This window comes from Microbacterium sp., assembly GCF_036823965.1.
GTDB lineage: Bacteria > Actinomycetota > Actinomycetes > Actinomycetales > Microbacteriaceae > Microbacterium.
Genome location: NZ_DAITBE010000007.1, coordinates 197093 through 216620, shown reverse-complemented (window position 1 = coordinate 216620; position 19528 = coordinate 197093). Strand labels below are relative to the sequence as shown.

The following is a 19528-nucleotide window of genomic DNA, read 5'->3' as shown; positions in this document are numbered from 1 at the left end:
CACAGAAAGCCGACGACATTCCCATGGGACCCACCGGCCGCCCGTATCACGGGTTCGCGACTCCAGAGCCGCTGAAATCCCACGGCCCCGCGCGCATCATCGCCCTCTGCAACCAGAAGGGCGGCGTCGGCAAGACGACGACCACGATCAACCTCGCCGCCGCGCTCGCGGAGTACGGCCGCAAGGTGCTGGCCGTCGACTTCGACCCGCAGGGTGCGCTGTCGGCCGGGCTCGGCATCCAGACGCACGACGTGCCGACGATCTACGACCTGCTGCTCGACACCAAGCGAGACGCGCACGATGCGATCGTGCCGTCCGGCGTCGACGGGCTCGACGTGATGCCCGCGAACATCGACCTCTCCGCCGCCGAGGTGCACCTCGTCAACGAGGTCGCTCGCGAGACGATCCTCGCTCGTGTCCTGCGCCAGGTCACGGGGGAGTACGACGTCATCCTGATCGACTGCCAGCCGTCGCTCGGCCTGCTCACGGTGAACGCGCTGACCGCGGCGCACGGCGTGATCATCCCGCTCGAGTGCGAGTTCTTCGCCCTGCGCGGCGTCGCCCTGCTGATCGAGACGATCGACAAGGTGCGCGACCGGCTCAACCCGTCGATCACGATGGACGGACTGCTCGCCACCATGTACGACCCGCGCACCCTGCATTCGCGCGAGGTCCTCGAGCGCGTCGTCGAGGCATTCGGCGACGACGTGCTGGAGACCGTGATCGGTCGCACCGTGAAGTTCCCCGATGCCTCGGTCTCGGGTGTGCCCATCACCGAGTTCGCGCCGGAGCACGCCGCGGCGCAGGCGTACCTGCGGCTGGCGCGGGAGCTGGTCGCCCGTGGCGCCGTCGCCTGACGAGATACCCGCCGACGCGTCGTCCGACGTGACCTCTGTCGTGGCGCCCACGAGCGATGCCGCGCCGATCATCCAGACCGAGGAGCACGGCTTCCGCGTCTCCCTGTCGAACTTCGACGGACCATTCGACCTGCTGCTGAACCTCATCTCGAAGCACGAGATGGACATCACCGAGGTCTCGCTGAGCGCGGTCACCAATGAGTTCATCGCGTATCTGAAGGAGCTCGACGACGATGAGGAGCTCGACCAGGCGTCGGAGTTCCTGGTCGTCGCGGCCACGCTGCTGGACATGAAGGTGGCCGGCCTGCTGCCCCAGGGCGAGCTCGTCGATGCCGAGGCCGTGGCGCTGCTAGAAGCCCGTGATCTGCTGTTCGCGCGACTGCTGCAGTACCGCGCGTTCAAGGAGGTGTCTGCCTGGTTCGCCCGCTGCCTGCAGCGCGAGGACCGACGACACGTTCGCGCAGTACGGCTCGACGAGAAGCACCGTCGCAAGACACCAGAGCTGGTGTGGTCGCTCACGGCCGATGACTTCGCCGCGCTCGCGCTGCTGGCGTTCGCTCCGAAGGAGATCCCGCACGTCGGCCTCGATCACCTGCACGCGCCGCTGGTCAGCATCCGCGAGCAGGCGGCGATCGTCGTCACGCTGCTGCGGGGCACCGAATCGCTGAGCTTCCGCGAGCTCGTCGCCGGCGTCCGAGAGCCGGGCATCGTCGTCGCACGCTTCATCTCGGTGCTCGAGCTCTACCGCCACGCGGCGCTCTCCTTCGAACAACTGGAACCGCTCGGCGAGCTGACGCTCCGCTGGGCAGCCGACTCCTGGTCGGACGAGACACTGGCGACATTGGGAGCCGACTATGACCGATGACACTTCCCCCGCGGCAGAAGAGACTGTTGCCGAAGAGGTCGTGCGCGACACCCCGCTCGCGGAGCGCGTCGAGGCGATCCTGCTCATCATCGACGAGCCGATCGGCCTCATCGCCCTCGCTGCGGCAGTCGGCGCGCCCGTGCCTGCTGTCCGGCAGACCGTCGAGACGCTCGTCGACGACTACGACGGCAACGGGCACGGTCCGCGGCGCGGCTTCGAGCTCCGAGAGGTCGGTGGCGGCTGGCGCCTCTACGTGCGCGACGATCACGACGACCTGGTCGCCGAGTTCGTGGGCGGACAGGCACCGGCACGCCTCTCGCAGGCCGCGCTCGAGACCCTCGCCGTGATCGCGTACAAGCAGCCGGTGACGCGCAGCCAGGTCGCCTCGATCCGAGCCGTGAACGTCGACTCGGTCGTCCGCACGCTGCTCGCTCGCGGGCTGATCACCGAGCTCTTCGCCGATTCCGAGACCGGTGCGATCAACTACGGCACGACCGATGCGCTCCTGCAGCACCTCGGCATCAACTCGCTCGACGACCTCCCGCCGATCTCCCCGCTGCTCGACGACGGCGCAGACGGCTTCGACGAGAGCACGATCCGATGACGTGTTCGCTTCCTCCCGGCGTCTCAGTGGTTGCGCGACCGTGCTGCTTCGATGAGAGCACGATCCGATGATGTGCTCGATTCCTCCCGGCGGCTCAGCGGTTGCGCGACCGTGCTGCTTCGACGAGAGCACGATCCGATGACCCATGATCTTCCCGCGGGCCACACCCTCCGCGCGCCACAGCACTGCAGTTTCCATGAAGGGACCACCCGATGAGCGGCTTCGACGCTTCCACCGACTCCACCCAGCCCGAGGGCGTCCGACTGCAGAAGGTGCTGGCGGCCGCTGGCGTCGCCTCGCGCCGCGTGGTCGAGGACTACATCGTCGAGGGGCGTATCAAGGTGAACGGCGTGACCGTCACCGAGCTCGGCCGCCGCATCGATCCGGAGACCGACCTCGTGGATGTGGACGGCACCGCGGTGCAGCTGGACGTGTCCAAGCGCTACGTGATGCTCAACAAGCCCACCGGCGTCGTCAGCAGCATGAAGGACGAGAACGGCCGGCCCGATCTGCGCCTCTTCACCGAGAAGTACGAGGAGCGTCTCTACAACGTCGGTCGACTGGATGCCGAGACGAGTGGTCTGCTGATCCTGACGAACGACGGCGAGCTCGCGCACGTGCTCGCGCACCCGTCGTTCGGTGTCACGAAGGTGTACATCGCCAAGGTCGAGGGCACGGTCACCGCGCAGACGATCAACACGCTCACGAAGGGCGTCGAGTTGGAGGACGGCGTGATCGCCGCCGACAAGGCGCGCCTGCTCGACACCTCCCGAGGGTCGAGCCTGGTCGAGCTCACACTGCACTCCGGACGCAACCGCATCGTCCGCCGTATGCTCGCCGCCGTCGGCCACCCGGTAACCGAGCTCGTGCGTCGGCAGTTCGGTCCACTGCACCTGGGAACGCTCCCGGCGGGGAAGACCCGTGAACTGGGTAAAATCGAACTCGGCGCGCTTCTCACCTTGTCGCGCCGTGATTCCGGTGCCGCCGAGGCGCCAGGCGAGCAGCAGGAGAACGAGTGACCGATACGAGTGTGCCCACGGGGCGGCAGTCGGCATCCGTCGCGCCCCGCTTGTCGGGCACCGTCCGCATCGTCGGCGCCGGCCTGCTGGGCTCCAGCATCGGTCACGCGCTGCGCGCGAAGGGCACCGACGTCGTGCTCACCGATGCCTCGCCAGCGCAGCTGCGCCTCGCCGTCGACTACGGCGCGGGCCGCGTCGCAGCGGATGACGACCGCCCGACGCTGATCGTCGTGGCTGTTCCGCCTGATGTCACCGCTGACGTCATCCAGGCCGAGCTCGAGCGCTTCCCGGATGCCGTCGTCACCGACGTCGCGAGTGTGAAGCTCGAGCCGTTCCGCGCGCTGCAGTCGCGGGGGGTCGACCTCGCCCGCTACATCGGCTCGCACCCGCTCGCAGGTCGTGAGCGCGGGGGAGCGATCTCGGCGCGCGCCGACCTGTTCATCGGCCGTCCCTGGGTGGTCTGCCGCGACGGTGAGACCAAGGCTGCGGATCTCGCGCTCGTCGAAGCGCTCGCGCTCGACGTGGGAGCGATGCCGCTCGAGATGACGCCGGAAGAGCACGACCGCTCCGTCGCACTCACCTCGCACGTGCCGCAGGTCGTCGCGAGCCTGCTCGCCGGCCGTCTTGCCGAGGCCGACGAGGGCGCCCTGCGCCTGTCAGGGCAGGGCGTGCGCGACACCACCCGCATCGCGGCATCCGCCCCGGAGCTCTGGGTGCAGATCCTCGGCGCGAACGCCGGTCCGGTCGTCGAGATCCTGGACTCCCTCGCCGCCGACCTCCGCGAGGTCTCGGATGCGCTCCGCGAACCAGCTGCCCCCGGCGCGCGCCGCGTGGTCGCCGAGGCGATCCGCCAGGGCAACGACGGCGTCGACCGCCTGCCCGGCAAGCACGGCCAGAATCAGCGCTTCGAGTCGCTCGTCGTCATGATCGATGACACCCCGGGCCAGCTGGGACGTCTGTTCGGCGAGCTCGGGGAGATCGGCGTCAACGTCGAGGACCTCCGTCTCGAGCACTCGCCCGGCGCCCAGTTCGGCCTGGCGGAGATCAGTGTCGAGCCCGCTGCCCTGCACGGGGCCATCACCGGCCTGCAGGAGCGCGGATGGCGGATCGCGGGGAACACGAATGACTGACGCAACGAAGTTCATCGCGATCGACGGTCCGGCTGGTTCCGGGAAGTCGAGCGTCTCCAAGGCGGTCGCCCGTCGCCTCGGCTTCGGCTACCTCGATACGGGCTCGGCCTACCGCGCACTCGCGTGGCACGTGCTCGAGCGCGGTGCGGACACCGCCGATTCGGATGCCGTGCTCGCCGCGGCATCCGACTTCCCGGTGCGGCTGGGGCTCGACCCCGACGATCGCACCGTGCGCGTCGGCGATATCGAGATCACGGACGCGATCCGTGAGTCCCGTGTGTCCGGCGCCGTCAGCGGCGTCGCCCGCGTCCCAGAGGTGCGCGCTCAGGTGAACGAGCTCTTCCGAGCGCTCGTCTCCGAGTCGCCGTACCCCGCAGTCGTCGTCGAGGGCCGTGACATCACGACCGTCGTCGCTCCCGATGCGCCGGTGCGCATCCTGCTCACCGCGGCGCCCGAGGTGCGCGCCGCTCGACGCGCCGGCGAACTCGCCGGCGAGAATGCGGATGCCGTCGCAGCTGCGCTGCACAGGCGCGATGCATCAGACAGCGCCGTCGTCGACTTCCTGAACGCCGCAGAGGGCGTCGAGGTCGTCGATTCGACCGCGCTCGATTTTCCACAGACCATCGACGCCGTTCTCGCGGTGATCGAGAGAACCCGAGGAGTACACCATGGCTGACGACGAATACGAAGGCGGCCCCGACCGTCTCGCAGAGAAGATGGAGCAGCTCGATGAGCAGCTCGCCGAGGCGCGCGCGGAGACCCTCCGTCAGGGACTCGCGGACTACGACCTCGACGATGAGGATGCCGCGCTCCTCGCCGGCATCACGACCGGCGAAGGCGGCATCCAGTTCTTCCCGGCCCTGCCCGTCGTGGCGATCGTCGGACGCCCGAACGTCGGCAAGTCGGCGCTCGTGAACCGCATCCTCGGCCGCCGTGAGGCCGTCGTCGAGGACACCCCGGGCGTGACCCGCGACCGCGTGACGTACAAGGCCGAATGGGCCGACCGTCGCTTCTCGCTCGTCGACACCGGCGGCTGGGAGCCCGACGCGCGCGGCATCGACCGCTCCGTCGCCATGCAGGCCGAGGTCGCGATCGACCTCGCCGATGTCGTGCTCTTCGTGGTCGACGCGATGGTCGGCGCCACGTCGACCGACGAGCACGTCGTGAAGCTGCTGCGCAAGAGCGGCAAGCCCGTCTTCCTCGTCGCGAACAAGATCGACGACGCTCGCCAGGAGCCCGAGGCGGCTGCCCTCTGGAACCTCGGCCTCGGCGAGCCGCACCCGGTCTCGGCCATCCACGGCCGTGGCGTGGCCGACCTGCTCGACGCGCTGCTGAAGAAGCTTCCCGACGTCTCCGCTGTCGCGAAGGCCGAGATCGGCGGACCGCGCCGCGTCGCGATCCTCGGTCGTCCGAACGTCGGCAAGTCGTCGCTGCTGAACAAGGCGGCCGGCGAGGAGCGCGTCGTCGTCAACGAGCTCGCGGGCACCACGCGTGACCCGGTCGACGAGATCGTCGAGCTCGGCGGCAAGCTGTGGCGCCTGGTCGACACCGCCGGCATCCGTCGTCGCGTGCACATGGCGCAGGGCGCCGACTTCTACGCCTCGCTGCGCACCTCTGCCGCGCTCGAGAAGGCCGAGGTCGCCGTGGTCGTGCTCGATGTGTCCGAGACGATCAGCGAGCAGGACGTCCGCATCATCGACCTGGTGCTCGAGTCGGGCCGTGCGCTCGTGCTCGCGTTCAACAAGTGGGACCGTCTGAACGACACCGACCTCGAGAACGCCGATCGTCGTCGCTACCTCGAGCGTGAGATCGAGCAGGACCTGGCGCACGTCGCCTGGGCTCCGCGCGTGAACATCTCGGCGAAGACCGGTCGTCACCTCGACAAGCTCGTGCCCGCGCTCGAGACCTCGCTCGAGAACTGGGATCGCCGCATCCCGACCGGTAAGTTCAACGCCTTCCTCGCCGAGCTCGTGGCCGAGCACCCGCACCCGCTGCGGGGCGGCAAGCAGCCGCGCATCCTGTTCGGCACGCAGGCGTCGACGCGTCCGCCGACCTTCGTGCTGTTCACGACCGGCTTCCTCGACCCCGGCTACCGCCGATTCATCCAGCGTCGCCTGCGCGAGCTGTACGAATTCGACGGCACCCCGATCGTCATCAACATGCGAGTCCGCGAGAAGCGCCAGCGCTGATCCCGATCGCCGCCGCAGGGTGTCCGTGTCGCTTCGCGATGCGGGCGCCCTGTCTGGTTGTTGCGGTGTCAACGGTTCCGTCCGGACCGCGTCCTGTTCCGATGTATGACCGATCGAGTGCCGATCCGCCTCGGCTGTGAAAGGCTGAAGGGGTGACGATCGTTCCTCCAGCCCCCGGTGAGCCGCGTCGCCCCGTGGGGCCGCGCAACCCAGGGGACGCCTGGGTGGTCGCCCCGACCGGCGAGAAGTACTGGGGTCGCTTCGGCGCGGCCGGTCTGCTCGCGGTCGACCCGAATCGTGGCGTGCTGCTGCAGCACCGAGTCGCGTGGAGCCATTTCGGCGGCACCTGGGGCCTTCCCGGGGGAGCACTGCACGAGGGCGAGAGCGCGATCGTCGGTGCGCTGCGCGAGGCGCAGGAGGAAGCGGGCGTTCCGGACGGCGCCGCCCGCGCCCGATTCACCAGCGTGCTCGACCTCGGGATCTGGTCGTACACGACGGTCATCGCCGATGTGCATGAGCCGTTCGAGCCCGTGATCAGTGACCCCGAGAGCGTCGCCCTGGAATGGGTGCCGATCGAGGAAGTCGCCGACCGACCGCTGCACCCCGGGTTCGGGGCGTCCTGGCCAGCGCTGCGAGAGCTGCTGTCGGTGCGTCCCTCGGTGGTCGTCGATGCCGCGAACGTCGTGGGCTCCGTGCCGGACGGCTGGTGGAAGGACCGCGCCGGTGCCGCTGCGAGGCTGCGCTCGGACCTCGCCGACCTCGCCGTGCCTGCCGAGGATCTCGGCCTTGGCGGGACTCGCTGGTTCCCCGAGGTCTCGCTTGTCGTTGAGGGCAAAGCTCGCTCGCTGGACGACGCGGATGACGGCGTCGCCGTCGCCGTCGCCGTCGCAGCGGAGGCTGCGATCGCAGATGTCACGGATGCCGGTGCGGGCTCGGCCGTGCTGGCCGCCGCAGCTGCTGATGCCGTTGCGGCTGCTGACGTTGCGGCTCCTGACGATGCGGCTTATGGCGTTGCGGCTGCTGACGTTGCCCATTCCGCGGCCCACGCGCCGACGACCGGCACCCTGACCATCCCGACTGCCGCCGTGGCAGTGGTGCGAGCCCCGGCCTCCGGCGATGACGCCATCGTGGAAGACGCCGCCCGCCGGGTGACGGACGGACAGAAGGTCTTCGTCGTCACGAGCGACCGTGAGCTCCGCGCGCGAGTCGAGGGTGTCGGCGCGAACGTCGCCTCCGTAGGTTGGCTCCGCGGTCTCATCGACGGCTGAGCTCACTGAGACGGTCCCAGCCCCTCAGACGAACATCACGCGTCGTGACGGGTGATCCCGGTACGAGCGACCGAGCGGACTGATCCATTCGATCTCACCGCCGGGCAGCGCATGCGCAGTCCACCGATGTCGGTCGTCGATGTCGGGATGCTTCAGCGTGTGATGGCCGCGACAGAAGTGACTGAGGTTGTCGAGGCGGGTGCGGCCGCCCTTCGCATGGTCATGATTGTGATCGATGTCGCAGCGATGCACGGGCATGCGGCACCCGGGGAAGCGGCAGTGCTGATCTCGGGCGCGAAGATGCCGACGCATGCCCTCGGTCGGTGTGTATGTGTCGGTTTCGATGACCATGCCGGACGAGTCGAGGAAGAGGCGGCTCCATCCGCTGTTGCGTCCGGCCAAGCTCCGCGCGATGTCGGGGTGCAGCGGGCCGTGACCGTCGAACTCCGCCGGTCGATCGTCGACTCCTGCGAGTGTCGTGGCGGAAACCGTCACCTGGATCCGCGCCTCGATGCCGTCGAGCCCCGATCCGTGTGCCTCGCTCGGGTCGGATGCGAGCAGCAGGTCGACCAAGAGGTCTGCGCGGATCTGGTCGGCGGTGCGCCGATCGGCCGGAACGTGCACGACGTCGGGGGAGTGCAGCGGATCGGTGAGCGGATCGATGAGTCCGCGAAGTGGGTCGGTCGTGAACGTGTCGGAGTCGCCGAAGATGACCGAGCTCCCGAAGATCACGGAGTCGTCGACGAGTTCGTCTGGACCCTCGGGCGAGATGTCGAACGGGAAGATCGGATCAGGGCCATCGTCGAGCGGTTCGGACGGGAGCACCGGCTCGCGGTCGTCGCGCGTGCGCAGGATGTGGCGAGACATCTGCGTGAGCCGATCTCGGATCGCCACCGCGAGATGCTCCGGGAGCACCGCCGTGAGCAGGGCCAGCCCGTCATCGAGGGATCGAACGGTCACGCAGCGCTCCTCCGCAGCCCGTTCATGCCGTTCCCGGATCGTCTCGCCGACCAATGCGGCGGCGATCTGGCGGGCTTGGACTCGCGTGCGCGCTGCGGTGTCGTGTTCAGCGACCACGAGCGCCGCCGTCTCGTAGAGTCGGAGCGTCTCGGCATCCGTCTTCTGATTCCGCACCGCTTCGGACACGACCGCCCCTGCACGGCAGATCTCTCGGACATGCGCCGCGGTGATCGCGCCCGCTTCGAATGCCGCACGCACGGCAGTGAACGAGGAGCCGATCGCGAGAGCGTCCGCGAAGGCGAACTCCACCGAGCCCATGGGAAGGCGTCCTGCAGCGGAGTACTCGGCGATCATCGATCGGTAGATCGAGTCGCGTTGGAACGGGTTCGCAGCCACATCGGCATCGTGGACGGTGATGCGCTCCGAGATGAGCGCCGATGCGCGTGCCTCGAGCCGAGCGATCTCGGCTCGCGTCTGCACCCACTCGTCGAGGAGGCGGCGGCGCTCCTCGAGATCGAGGGCGAGATCTGCGGTGTCGGGCATAGTCAGAGTGTAGAACATATGTACGACATTCGGAGTTCAGTCTGTGGAGAACTCGCCGTCATGCTCGTCGCGTCCGCGGAGGCGGTCGATGTCCCGCCGTTCGCGCTTCGTCGGACGCCCGGCGCCTCGATCGCGCAGGCCGAGGGCGGCTTGCGGCTCGCGCTCCGGCGTCCGATCCTCGTATGCCGCCGCGGCGATGGGGGCGCCGACGCGCTTCACGAGCAGCTGGCGGACGAACAGGATGCGGTCGAATCCGGCGATCCGGATTCGCAGCTCGTCGCCGATGCGAACGGCCTGGGCTGCCTTCACCTTTTCGCCGTTCAGGCGTACATGCCCTGCACGGCATGCGGTCGTCGCGGCAGACCGCGTCTTGTAGATGCGAATCGCCCAGAGCCAGCTGTCGACCCGCACGGATTCAGGCATCTGTGCTCCTCGCGTGCAGCGCGAGCAGTGCTCCGGCGACGATCAGGCCCTGCCCGAGCGTGTACGTGAACATGATCGCCGGGTCGCTCCAGCCTGGCAGGCCGCCTGGCAGGAAGAGGCGCAGCGCGAGGATCGTGTCGCTCGCGAGGAAGAACGCCCCGCCGACTGCGATCACCGGGTGGCAGCGTGCCGCGAACGCCGCCGTGCCGGCGAGCACCATCCCGTAGACGGCGACCGCGATGAAGAGTCCTCCGGTGTGCGGTCCGAGGGTGATCAGCATCGCGATCCACCACGCGGCGTAGACCAGCGCCCACCGCGGCATTCGGCGGCGGGCAAGGTGCCGGGCGAACAGCACGATGTAGGCGATGTGGGCGAGGCCGAAGAAGCCGAGCATGAGCGGAAGCTCCGGCGCGCTCGGGAAGAACGCGCCCGCACTGTCGCCGAGCCAGGAGAAGAGCAGCGCCACGAACAGCAGGACGGCGGCGGCGCGCGGCCGAAGACGTCGAGCGACTGCGGCGACCGGGAGTGCGAGCAGTGGCATCAGGGCGATCTTCGTCGGCCCTGCGAGTTCGCTGCCGACCCCGAGCAGAACCACGTGCACCGCTGAGACCGCGATGAAGGGGGCGAACCACCACACCAGGGGAGTCATCGGGGCGCGGCGTTGCATCCTCTCATCGTACGGTCGTGCCGGGCGCTTCAGCTTCGCCGTCAGGATTCGACGGTCACGTCGATGACGGCGCCGTCCGGCGAGAGGTGCACGGCCGGCCAATATCCTTCGGGGAAGTGATCGCCGCAGTCGTCGGAGAAGTGCAGCACGATCGTTCCGTCTGCGGATGCCTCGATCGTGTCGAGGGTGAGGTCGGATGCCGCCTCGACGAGCTCGTGCGGTTCGGGATCGCCCTGGCTGAACCTGGTCACGACCGCATCCGAGGCCCTGCGGCGGAGCGAGCCGAGGTCGTCGACGACCGCGCGCAGGCGGGGGAGCATTGGTGCGACCTCGTCGACCGTCGTGCCCTCGAGCATGAGTTCCAGCTCGCCGCCGCCGGTGGCGAGTGTGCCCACGAACCAGTCGTGCGTCAAGATCTCGCCGTCGGTCAGCTCAGTCATGGCGCGGGTGAGGGTGCCCAGCTGGGCGTCGTCGATGGTCGGATGCTCGTCGGTCATGTCTCCACGCTAGTTGCCGAGTGCCAGCGCCACGAGTGTGCGCCCCGGCTTCATCTGCGCCTGCGACTCGAAGCCCGCCGCCAGGAACGTGCCCAGGGTGCCGTGGAAGAGTTCGTTCGTCCGCTGCTTCTCGCCGCCGGTGTCGACCGGATAGCCCTCGATCAGCCGCGCGCCGGACGACCGGGCATAGTCGATGGCAGCGTCGAGCAGCGCATGGTTCAGCCCTGCGCCGCGGTGCTCCCTGCGCACCACGAAGCAGGTCACGGCCCAGACCGACTCGTCGTCGAGGGGTTCGGTGGTGGCCGCCGCGATGATGCGCGTGCGGGGGAGGCGCGCCTGCTTCGTGCGGGGGCCGATGCGGATCCAGCCTGCGGCGTCGCCGTCGACGTACGCGATGATGCCGGGCGGTGGCCCCTCGGCGATCTCCTCGCGGAACAGCTCGGTGCGCTGCGGCGTGGTCGTCTCGTTCCAGTCCTTGTTGCTGAGCATCGGCCAGATGCACTGACAGCTGGCGCCGTCTCCGCCGCCGGTGAGTGCATGCTGCACGTCATCCCATCGGGCAGTCGTCGCCACCTCTGTCGTGATCGTCGCCATGCCGGAACGCTACGCCGGGCATCCGACACTCGGCAACGCGCTGGTTTCGCGGACGCCGTCCGGTGCGGCTAAGATAGTGGAGTTGCCTTCGCGAAAGCGCAGGGAACGGGCTGTGGCGCAGCTTGGTAGCGCACTTGACTGGGGGTCAAGGGGTCGCAGGTTCAAATCCTGTCAGCCCGACCAGATAAGGCCCGGAAACTCGCAAGAGTCTCCGGGCCTTCTGCATGTCCGGGAACCGCCAAGGGCTCCAAAAGGGCTCCGGTTGTCCACAGCCGCTGCCAGGATGATCCCGTGCCGAACCCCTATGACGACGACCTATCGACTCTCCAAGGCCTGAACTTCATCCAGGAGTCTGATTCTGCGAAGCACTTGCTCGCGTACGGCGTTCGGGCGCTTCGAACCGCAGCATTCATCGAAACGACGCGCGACCCAATCATGACGATGCTCTCCATTGGCGTCGAGAAGATGCTGAAGCTCGGCCTCGGCCTAAACCACATCGCGGAGAGTCGCACTTGGTTGCCTCTGAACGTGCTCAAGAACGAGTACCGCCACAACATCGTCAAGATGGAGACGCTGTTACGAGAGGCGATCAGAGACAATGTCGGACGGGCAACCAACCGCTACTGGGTGGATGAGGCGCTTGCCGCAGTGGAGAACGATCCTGTTTGGCTTCCGCTCGTGGCGGCGTTGAATCGGTACGGGCAAGAGGGCCGCTTCTACTACTTGGACGCGCTAGCCGAGAATCCGCAACGAGAGGAAAGTCCGCAGGTGTTCTGGGACGCGGCCGAGCGCATCGCCCTCGAGAACGAGCCTGAACTCGAAGCGCTTTTCCATCGGATGATCGCCGACTACTCGCTCTCGGACGAGTTCTACAGACGGCTAAACGAGCGGATGGCAGACAGTCTGCAACGCTACTGGGACTTGGTCGCGATGGCTGGTGTGCAGGGTGTGCTTGGTGACCGAGGCTCGGGCTGGGACCACGATTTCAAGAATGTCGGCCGCCAGATCATCGGAGACTAGCGACTGGATCAGCCGCCGATAGCGACCACAGGAGCGACCGGCGCGCTCGCAGCCGAGATGTGCGCAGAGAATGCCGCGCGGTGCGCGCTGTAGTCGCGCGGCCGGACGTGGGCGTAGACCTTGTCCGTGATGGCGTAGCTCGCGTGGCCCATCGCCCGGGATAGCTCATGCATGTCGAGCGCCCGGGACTCCAGCGCCAGCGTGGCGAAGGTATGGCGCAGCTCGTGGAAGTGCAGCCCGTCAAGTCCAGCCCGCGTGGCGGCAGGTTTGAACGTGTACCGGTAGAAGCCCTTGGGGTCGAAGGTGCGTTCGTAGCTGAGCTTGTTGTGGCCTGGCACCTTGCCCGGCCATAGCCCGGCTTCCAGGTTGTCGCGGTGCGGGTGCTGGCGCAGATAGACGCCGAGATCGCGGAACAGCCCGTCGTCCAGGATCGGCACGTCGCGAACCGCCCGCGCCGTCTTCGGGGTGCCGAGGACGTAGCCCTTGCTGGTGTGTGTCATGTTCCGACGCACCTGCACCTCGCCACGGCGCAGATCGACATCGCGGATACGCAGCGCAGCTACCTCGCCAATGCGCAGCCCGGTCAGAGCGCCGAAGCGCACCAACAGATCGTACGGTGGCTGGGCCGTCAGTTCGGCGGCGAGCCGGTTCACCTCTTCCACCGACAGGAAGCGCGCTTCGCCAGTGTCAGCCTTCGGCTTCGTCACAGCGATGCAGGGGTTGAACGGGATCAGCCGGTGCGCGTAGGCGTAGGAGAACACCTTTCGCACCACCTTGTACGTCCCGAGGACGCTCGTCTCGGTGCGCTGCTCGCCGTTTGCCTTCGGCTTGGCACGGACGGCCGCGAGCCAATCATCGATGTCCGCGGCCTTCACGGTGGAGATGCGACGGTTCCCGAACGCAGGGTAAGCGTGCACGCGCAGTGCGATCTCGTACCCGTCGAGAGTCTTCTGTTTGAGATGTGCGCGCGGCGAGGTGGGCGCCGCACGCGGTGAGCTTGATCCAGGTGCCGGGCGTCGCTTGCACGATGCGGGGTTCCGTCGCTGTCGGCCGCCCGCGACGGTTCTTCATGAACTTCGCGGCGGCGAGCACGGCGTGGCTGTCGAAGATACCCGGGAGGGCGGGCCTCAGCACGCCGTCCCGGACCCAGTTGCGTATCGTGCGCTCGGAGCGCTTCGCGATGTCGGCGGCCTCGGTAGCAGGGGCCGCACCCTCACAGTTCGTCGTGGCCCAGATCGACGGCAACGCCACCGGCTTCACACGCCGCCAGTGGCGCGCAATGCTCCATGGCGCTGACACCGGCACCGACTCGAGCACTGAGTACAGAGATCGCGCCTGACTCTCGTCCAAGGTGGCCCCGCCTGCGCTCCGCGGCGATGCTGTATCTAATTCGCTCCGATCGGGGCCACATATGTTCGGAGAAAAGAAGATGAGTGCAGTGACACGGGTGCGTCGAGGTAAGCTCAGCAAGATCACGCTAGGGCTCCTCGCCACGGCGATGATGGTTGTGGGAAGTCCCTCAGTCGCTGGTGCGACTGAAGCGGAACCGACGCCGGTGGTGTCGCTCACAGCCCAGCAAGAGGCAGACATGCGTCAGTGGTGGACAGGAGTCGCAGTTCCCGTCGAGACACAGGACGCGCTCATCACTAACATCGAGCGTGGCATCCTCCCGCAGTCGACAGCTGGATCAACGCCCATCTCAACGATCAAGGGCACAGTCGGGGGCGTCGATCGAACGCTGAATATCTACGCGGATGGTTCGCGCAGCGTTGTGTCCGTGGAAGTCCCGGACGCATCCGGCATCACGACGAGGGCGAACCCGACGATCGGAGGTTGCTCCACGTCGGGAAGCTGGCGGCTCAACTGTGAGGTGAGGATCGAGGATGCCGTTTCAGCGGCATACTTCCGAATCGATTACCGGTTGGCCAGCGGTGCCGCCGAGGTTCGCGACTTCCGGGGAGGGAGCTGCATCAACTCGGTCGGCAGCTGCCAGGTATACGGCGGTGGCGTCAAGCGCGCCAAGCAGAGCGGCACCGCAGCTGCGTGGGCTGAACTGTCCTTCAAGGCCTGGATCGGGCCGGTCGAAGCCGTGAACGGGGCCTTCGGCATTCGGGTCCTCAACACCTCGGCAACCACGTATCGTTGAGTTTCATAAATCCAGTTGGGAGGCAGTGATGTTCGGGACAGAATTGCTTGTGTGGTATCTGATCGCTGCGATCGTATTGGTGGCGGCGATCTCCTTCGCGGTCTGGACCGCCGTGCACAAGATCCGTGCCAGCCGCGCAGGCAAGCGCGCAGCGGCTCAGAAAGCCGGAGAACCAGGGGCAGTGCCCTCCGGCAGCGGTAGCTAGGTCTCCCAACGCAGGAGAAGATCGAGGTGTGCCCCCGCGCGTGAGCGCGGGGGCACACCTGCGTTCGCGTCGACCGCGTCTCGCTGATCAGGCCGCCCGTTCTTCGATCATCGCTCAGTCGATGCCGGCGGCGAGTGAGGGGAACGGATCAGCTTCGCATTGACGCGCACGGCCTCCGACCCGAACCGGACCCACGCGCGCACGCGCTTCGGCTTGTGGGTAGATGGTGACAGGTTGCTCGCGCACTTCGAGCTCGCGGTCTGTGAGCGTCTGCAGCGGCCCGCGCTTCGCTGCGGGACGATCGACTGATGCTGCGAGTGCGTTTCTCGGTATGCGCTGAGTCGCGCTCCTGGGTTGCGGGCTTTGTCTCTGCTCCGACTCCGAGCTACCTGCACGTATCTCCGCATCTGCGCTCTTTCAACTCAATCCGTTCCGCAGATCGTGACGAACAGCTGGTATCGACCAAACGGGGATCCCATGCTTGCTCTCATCGTCATCGGCTTTCTCGGAGGACTGATCACCGGTATCTCGCCGTGCATCCTTCCGGTGCTGCCGGTCATCTTCCTGACGGGTGGCGCGCAGTCCGCGCGGACCTCGACCGGCGAAGACGGCCCACCGCCTGCATCCAGATGGCGCCCCTATCTGGTGATCCTCGGACTCGTCACCTCGTTCACGCTCGTGACGCTCGTCGGCTCCGTGATCCTCGGGGCGCTCGGACTCCCGCAGGACATCATCCGCTGGGTCGGCATCGCGGTGCTGATCCTCATCGGCGTCGGCCTGCTCATCCCGGCCGTCGAGCGGCTGCTCGAGAAGCCGTTCTCCTGGATCCCGCAGAAGCAGGTCTCGAACCAGCGCAACGGCTTCGCGGTCGGACTCGCACTCGGCGCCGTGTTCGTGCCATGCGCCGGCCCTATGCTCGCCGCGATCATCGTGGCAGGGTCCACCGGGCGCATCGGCCCGGAGATCATCGCCCTCACCCTCTCCTTCGCGATCGGTGTGGCGATCCCGCTCTTGGTGTTCGCGGTCGCCGGCCGCGGTCTCGTGGAGCGCATCCGCGCGTTCCGCGGCAAGGAGCGCGGACTGCGGATCGCAGCGGGCGTCGCGATGATCGCCCTGGCGATCGGGCCTCGTGTTCAACGTTCCGGCCGCGCTGCAGCGGCTGCTTCCCGACTACACCTCCACTCTGCAGGAGCAGCTCGCCGACAGCGACGACCTGCAGGACGCGGTGGAGCTCGGCGGCATCGTCACGGACGAGAACAAGGATCTCGACAAGTGCACGAACGGAGCATCCGAACTCCAGTCCTGCGGAACCGCCCCCAGCATCCGTGGCATCGAGTCCTGGCTGAACACGCCGGACGGGCAGGGGATCGACCTCGAATCGCTCCGCGGCAAGGTCGTGCTGATCGACTTCTGGGCCTACTCGTGCATCAACTGCCAGCGCAGCCTGCCGCACGTGGTCGAGTGGGACAAGACCTAAAGCGACGATGGTCTGCAGGTCATCGGCATCCACTCGCCCGAGTACGCCTTCGAGAAGAACGCCGACAACGTGCGCGCCGGTGCCGAGAACTTCGGCATCGACTACCCGGTCGCGCTCGACAACAACCTGTCGACCTGGACGAACTACCGCAACAGCTACTGGCCCGCGCATTACCTGATCGATGCGGAGGGGACGGTCCGACACATCTCCTTCGGCGAGGGACACTACGCGGCAACCGAGAAGCTCATCCGCGAACTCCTCGAGGATGCCGACCCGGGGGTCCAGCTGCCGGCGGCCACCGACGTGAAGGATGACACTCCTGACGTGGAGAACCTGACGCCGGAGACCTTCTTCGGATGGACCAAGCAGATCAACTACGCCGGACAGACGGAGTACAGCGGTGGGGAGGCGACGTTCACCTTCCCGAAGGACCAGCCGACGAACACGTTCGCGCTCGACGGGGACTGGACGATCGAGACGCAGTTCGCGACACCGACCGCGGATGCGGCGAAGATCCGCCTGACCTACAACGCTGCGGAGGCACGTATCGTTCTGGCAGGTGCGGGAACGGTCACCTTCACGGTGGACGGTGGGAAGAAGCAGACCACCGACGTCACGGGCACGCCGAACTCGTACGAGCTGGTCAAGGACGCAGCCTCGTCGGGCACGATCGACCTCTCGGTCGGTCCTGGCGTCGAGGTCTACTCGTTCACCTTCGGGTAGCCTCTGGCTCCGCCGAGGCTCAGCGCAGTTCCAGCTCCAGCATCCGTCCCGCCAGCCGCCGAGCGACCTCGAACGGCTCGGCGAAGGTCTCCATCCCGACCGTGACGATGGCGCCTTCGTAGAGAAGCATCATCGCCTGCGCCAGGGAATTCGCGTCGGATGCTCCGGCCTCCCGGCACAGCCCGGCGAAGACATCGAGCAGCCAGGCCTTCTGGCGCGCGACCTCGGGGAACACCGGATGCCCGTCGTGTCCGTCGCCGATCTCGGCGCGGGCGTTGATGGCGCTGCATCCCTTCGGGCTGTACTCGTCTGACCACGTGATGGCCGCATCGAAGACTGCGAGCACACGCTCGGGTCCGGGCTCCGGCACCCGTGCGAGATGTCCATCGAGGTGCGCGCGCCACTTCGCGTCACGGTGCTGGAGGTATGACACCACCAGCGCTTCCTTCGAGCCGAACCGGTCGTACAGGGTCTTCTTCGTGACGCCGGCCGCCTCGGCGATCGTGTCGACACCGACGGCGTGGATGCCGCGCTCGTAGAAGAGCTGCGACGCGGCATCGAGCACGCGCGTCGCGCCAGGGGTGAGCGGGGCGAGTTCGGGAACGAGAACGGCCATGACCCGACTATACCAACCTGTATAGTCGGACGCATGAGTAAACAGATCGGTGTACTTCGCGTCGGCGTGACGGTCCTCGCGTCAGCGGCCTTCGTGGCGAGTTGGAGTTCGGGATTCCTCGTGCCGGCGATCGCCACCGTCGATGTCGCGCCGCTGACCCTGCTGGTGTGGCGGTTCGTGCCGCTCGCGGTGGTGCTGCTCGCGATCGTCTCGCTCACGCGGGCAGCGAAAGGCGTCACTGCAGCGGACGTGCGGCGGCAGGCGCTGATCGGCCTGTTCGCGCAGTTCGGGTACTGCACCGCGGTGTACGCCGCGGTTGCATCGGGCGTCGCCACCGGCACGACCGCGCTGATCGACGCGGTGCAGCCGCTCGTGGTCGCAATGCTCGTGGGGCCACTGCTCGGACTGAAGGTTCGCGGCGCACAGTGGGCCGGACTCGTCGTCGGAGCGGCAGGTGTCTTCCTGGTCGTCCGGTCGCAGCTCGATGACTCCACCGCGCACCCTGCGGCGTATCTCTGGCCGGCCGTGGCGATGGTCTGCCTGATCGTCGGCACGTTCCTCCAGCGCCGTTCCGAACCGCGAACCAGCACGCTGGTGACGCTGGCCATCCATGTCTCGGTGACCGCGCTGGCGCTCATCCCGATCACCGCGATCGCCGGCCAGCTCGTGCCACCAGCATCCGTCTCGTTCTGGCTCGCCGTCGTGTTCTCCGCGGTCTTCCCGACCCTCGCGGCGTACGGCCTCTACTGGTGGCTGCTGCGTCGCGTCGGCATCACGGCGCTCAACGCGCTGCTCTTCCTGGTCGCGCCGGCGACCGCGGCCGCTGGTGCCCTCCTCCTCGGCGAGCCGCTCACGGTCGTGACGCTCATCGGATTCGCCCTGTGCGGCGCGGGGGTGGTGGCCGTGCTCGTGAGCGAGGGGCGTGCTCGCCCGGCGGCGCAGTCCCAGGCGGAGGCGGCGTCGATAATCGGCTCTCGCTGAGTCGGACCCTCGACGGCCGGAAGGATCGCCCGTTGGAGACAGCGGGGTTTGCCCTCTCGAGTGCTCCGCCCCAACGGATCTCGAGAGGGCCACCGTCCATCCCGGACGGCAGGGGAGGCGGCGATAGTCGCTGCGCTCGATGGCTGATTACCCCAGTATCCAGCCGGTAGCCCCCGCTACGTTTAGCAGAGTACCCGCATTTTGTCTTGTCCACCATTTGGGGGACAAGATTTCTTGAAATATTTCTGGGAGACAGAGCCCTGGGCTTCTCGGACGCTGTTTCCTAAGGTGGAGACATGGACAGGACCATCGTCGTCGCAGCCCAGATCGCCATCGCACGAGGGCACCGCATCGAGGTGACCGAGCAGGCCGATCCGCTCACCAATGAGCCGGTCCTGCTGTCACTGACCGACCTCGACACGGGGATCCGCTATCGGCGAGCAGACGATGCCTACGGCGAGTTCTCGCGCTGGTTGGGGCGAGTGCTCGACTGCACCGTGACGATCGGCGCGCAGAGTGCCCGCACGACGCTCACGGTCGATCCGATCGGCCCTGGTTCGACGGGCGCGAAGGTCGCGCTGCGGGATGCGGATGCTGCTGCGGATGCCGCCAAGGCCGAGGCCGACCGCTGGGGCGGCAGCGACCGTCAGCAGGCTGAGGAGACCGAACGGTTCTGGTGACCCCGGTCAGGTGATGGTGCCGGGCCCTTCAGCAGGCTCAGGGACCCAGGAGCTCATCGGAGGC

At 67.5% G+C, this 19528-nt stretch carries 20 protein-coding genes, 1 tRNA gene and 2 pseudogenes; 16 read left to right on the top strand and 7 right to left on the bottom strand.

What is annotated here, in order from left to right:
• Nucleotides 1-23 precede the first annotated feature (23 nt).
• The 8 genes and pseudogenes from V7Z82_RS13595 to V7Z82_RS13560 form a co-directional block, all read left to right on the top strand.
• Nucleotides 24-857, top strand: a complete 834-nt coding sequence (locus V7Z82_RS13595; protein WP_334152084.1) for a ParA family protein — start codon at nt 24-26, stop codon at nt 855-857.
• Between the two features lie 28 nt (nt 858-885).
• Nucleotides 886-1722 (top strand): segregation and condensation protein A, encoded by an 837-nt coding sequence (locus tag V7Z82_RS13590; protein WP_334152068.1) that lies wholly within the window; start codon nt 886-888, stop codon nt 1720-1722.
• Nucleotides 1712-2326 (top strand): SMC-Scp complex subunit ScpB, encoded by a 615-nt coding sequence (gene scpB / locus V7Z82_RS13585; protein WP_334152067.1) that lies wholly within the window; start codon nt 1712-1714, stop codon nt 2324-2326. The genes V7Z82_RS13590 and scpB overlap by 11 nt, the downstream gene beginning before the upstream one ends.
• 212 nt (nt 2327-2538) lie before the next feature.
• The gene (locus tag V7Z82_RS13580; protein WP_334152066.1) at nt 2539-3345 is read left to right on the top strand and encodes a pseudouridine synthase; all 807 of its coding nucleotides are present in this window, start codon (nt 2539-2541) and stop codon (nt 3343-3345) included.
• The gene (locus V7Z82_RS13575; RefSeq protein ID WP_334152065.1) at nt 3342-4475 is read left to right on the top strand and encodes a prephenate dehydrogenase; all 1134 of its coding nucleotides are present in this window, start codon (nt 3342-3344) and stop codon (nt 4473-4475) included. Before V7Z82_RS13580 ends, V7Z82_RS13575 begins: the two co-directional genes overlap by 4 nt.
• Entirely contained in the window at nt 4468-5151 is a 684-nt protein-coding gene (cmk, locus tag V7Z82_RS13570; RefSeq protein WP_334152064.1) for a (d)CMP kinase, read from the top strand. Before V7Z82_RS13575 ends, cmk begins: the two co-directional genes overlap by 8 nt.
• Entirely contained in the window at nt 5144-6664 is a 1521-nt protein-coding gene (gene der, locus V7Z82_RS13565; protein ID WP_334152063.1) for a ribosome biogenesis GTPase Der, read from the top strand. The genes cmk and der overlap by 8 nt, the downstream gene beginning before the upstream one ends.
• Before the next feature lie 152 nt (nt 6665-6816).
• A pseudogene (locus V7Z82_RS13560) lies at nt 6817-7524 on the top strand (NUDIX domain-containing protein); the annotation flags it as partial.
• A 432-nt stretch (nt 7525-7956) separates the two neighbouring features.
• Here the strand turns inward: V7Z82_RS13560 and V7Z82_RS13555 are convergent.
• The 5 genes from V7Z82_RS13555 to V7Z82_RS13535 are packed head-to-tail and all read right to left on the bottom strand — an operon-like array spanning nt 7957 to nt 11616.
• Entirely contained in the window at nt 7957-9435 is a 1479-nt protein-coding gene (locus V7Z82_RS13555; protein WP_334152062.1) for an HNH endonuclease signature motif containing protein, read from the bottom strand.
• Nucleotides 9436-9471: 36 nt separating this feature from the next.
• On the bottom strand, nt 9472-9858 hold the full coding sequence (locus V7Z82_RS13550; RefSeq protein ID WP_334152061.1) for an RNA-binding S4 domain-containing protein: 387 nt from the start codon (nt 9856-9858) through the stop codon (nt 9472-9474).
• A complete protein-coding gene (locus V7Z82_RS13545; protein WP_334152060.1) occupies nt 9851-10525 on the bottom strand; it encodes a lysoplasmalogenase in 675 nt (224 codons plus the stop codon). Before V7Z82_RS13545 ends, V7Z82_RS13550 begins: the two co-directional genes overlap by 8 nt.
• A 41-nt stretch (nt 10526-10566) precedes the next feature.
• Nucleotides 10567-11022, bottom strand: a complete 456-nt coding sequence (locus tag V7Z82_RS13540; RefSeq protein WP_334152059.1) for a hypothetical protein — start codon at nt 11020-11022, stop codon at nt 10567-10569.
• A gap of 9 nt (nt 11023-11031) precedes the next feature.
• Nucleotides 11032-11616, bottom strand: a complete 585-nt coding sequence (locus tag V7Z82_RS13535; protein ID WP_334152058.1) for a GNAT family N-acetyltransferase — start codon at nt 11614-11616, stop codon at nt 11032-11034.
• 106 nt (nt 11617-11722) lie between these two features.
• Here V7Z82_RS13535 and V7Z82_RS13530 point away from each other — a divergent pair.
• Together V7Z82_RS13530 and V7Z82_RS13525 are read left to right on the top strand one after the other, a co-directional pair.
• Nucleotides 11723-11799, top strand: a tRNA-Pro gene (locus V7Z82_RS13530).
• A 108-nt stretch (nt 11800-11907) separates the two neighbouring features.
• Entirely contained in the window at nt 11908-12636 is a 729-nt protein-coding gene (locus tag V7Z82_RS13525) for a hypothetical protein (protein WP_334152057.1), read from the top strand.
• Nucleotides 12637-12644: 8 nt separating this feature from the next.
• On the opposite strand, the gene V7Z82_RS13520 is transcribed toward V7Z82_RS13525, so the two are convergent.
• The gene (locus V7Z82_RS13520) at nt 12645-13511 is read right to left on the bottom strand and encodes a tyrosine-type recombinase/integrase (RefSeq protein ID WP_442927636.1); all 867 of its coding nucleotides are present in this window, start codon (nt 13509-13511) and stop codon (nt 12645-12647) included.
• Nucleotides 13512-14047: 536 nt separating this feature from the next.
• Here V7Z82_RS13520 and V7Z82_RS13510 point away from each other — a divergent pair.
• From V7Z82_RS13510 to V7Z82_RS13495, 4 genes and pseudogenes are all read left to right on the top strand, one after another.
• Nucleotides 14048-14782, top strand: coding sequence for a hypothetical protein (locus tag V7Z82_RS13510; protein ID WP_334152056.1), 735 nt, complete (start codon nt 14048-14050; stop codon nt 14780-14782).
• Nucleotides 14783-15464: 682 nt separating this feature from the next.
• Nucleotides 15465-16049: pseudogene (locus tag V7Z82_RS13505) on the top strand (cytochrome c biogenesis CcdA family protein); the annotation flags it as partial.
• 67 nt (nt 16050-16116) lie between these two features.
• A complete protein-coding gene (locus V7Z82_RS13500) occupies nt 16117-16464 on the top strand; it encodes a hypothetical protein (RefSeq protein ID WP_334152055.1) in 348 nt (115 codons plus the stop codon).
• A 69-nt stretch (nt 16465-16533) separates the two neighbouring features.
• On the top strand, nt 16534-17187 hold the full coding sequence (locus V7Z82_RS13495) for a hypothetical protein (RefSeq protein ID WP_334152054.1): 654 nt from the start codon (nt 16534-16536) through the stop codon (nt 17185-17187).
• Between the two features lie 19 nt (nt 17188-17206).
• On the opposite strand, the gene V7Z82_RS13490 is transcribed toward V7Z82_RS13495, so the two are convergent.
• Nucleotides 17207-17803, bottom strand: coding sequence for a TetR/AcrR family transcriptional regulator (locus V7Z82_RS13490; RefSeq protein WP_334152053.1), 597 nt, complete (start codon nt 17801-17803; stop codon nt 17207-17209).
• A gap of 33 nt (nt 17804-17836) precedes the next feature.
• On the opposite strand from V7Z82_RS13490, the gene V7Z82_RS13485 reads away from it, so the two are divergent.
• Complete coding sequence (locus V7Z82_RS13485) at nt 17837-18784, top strand: DMT family transporter (protein ID WP_334152052.1); 948 nt, start codon at nt 17837-17839, stop codon at nt 18782-18784.
• Nucleotides 18785-19080: 296 nt separating this feature from the next.
• Nucleotides 19081-19464 (top strand): hypothetical protein, encoded by a 384-nt coding sequence (locus V7Z82_RS13480; RefSeq protein WP_334152051.1) that lies wholly within the window; start codon nt 19081-19083, stop codon nt 19462-19464.
• Nucleotides 19465-19528: the final 64 nt, after the last annotated feature.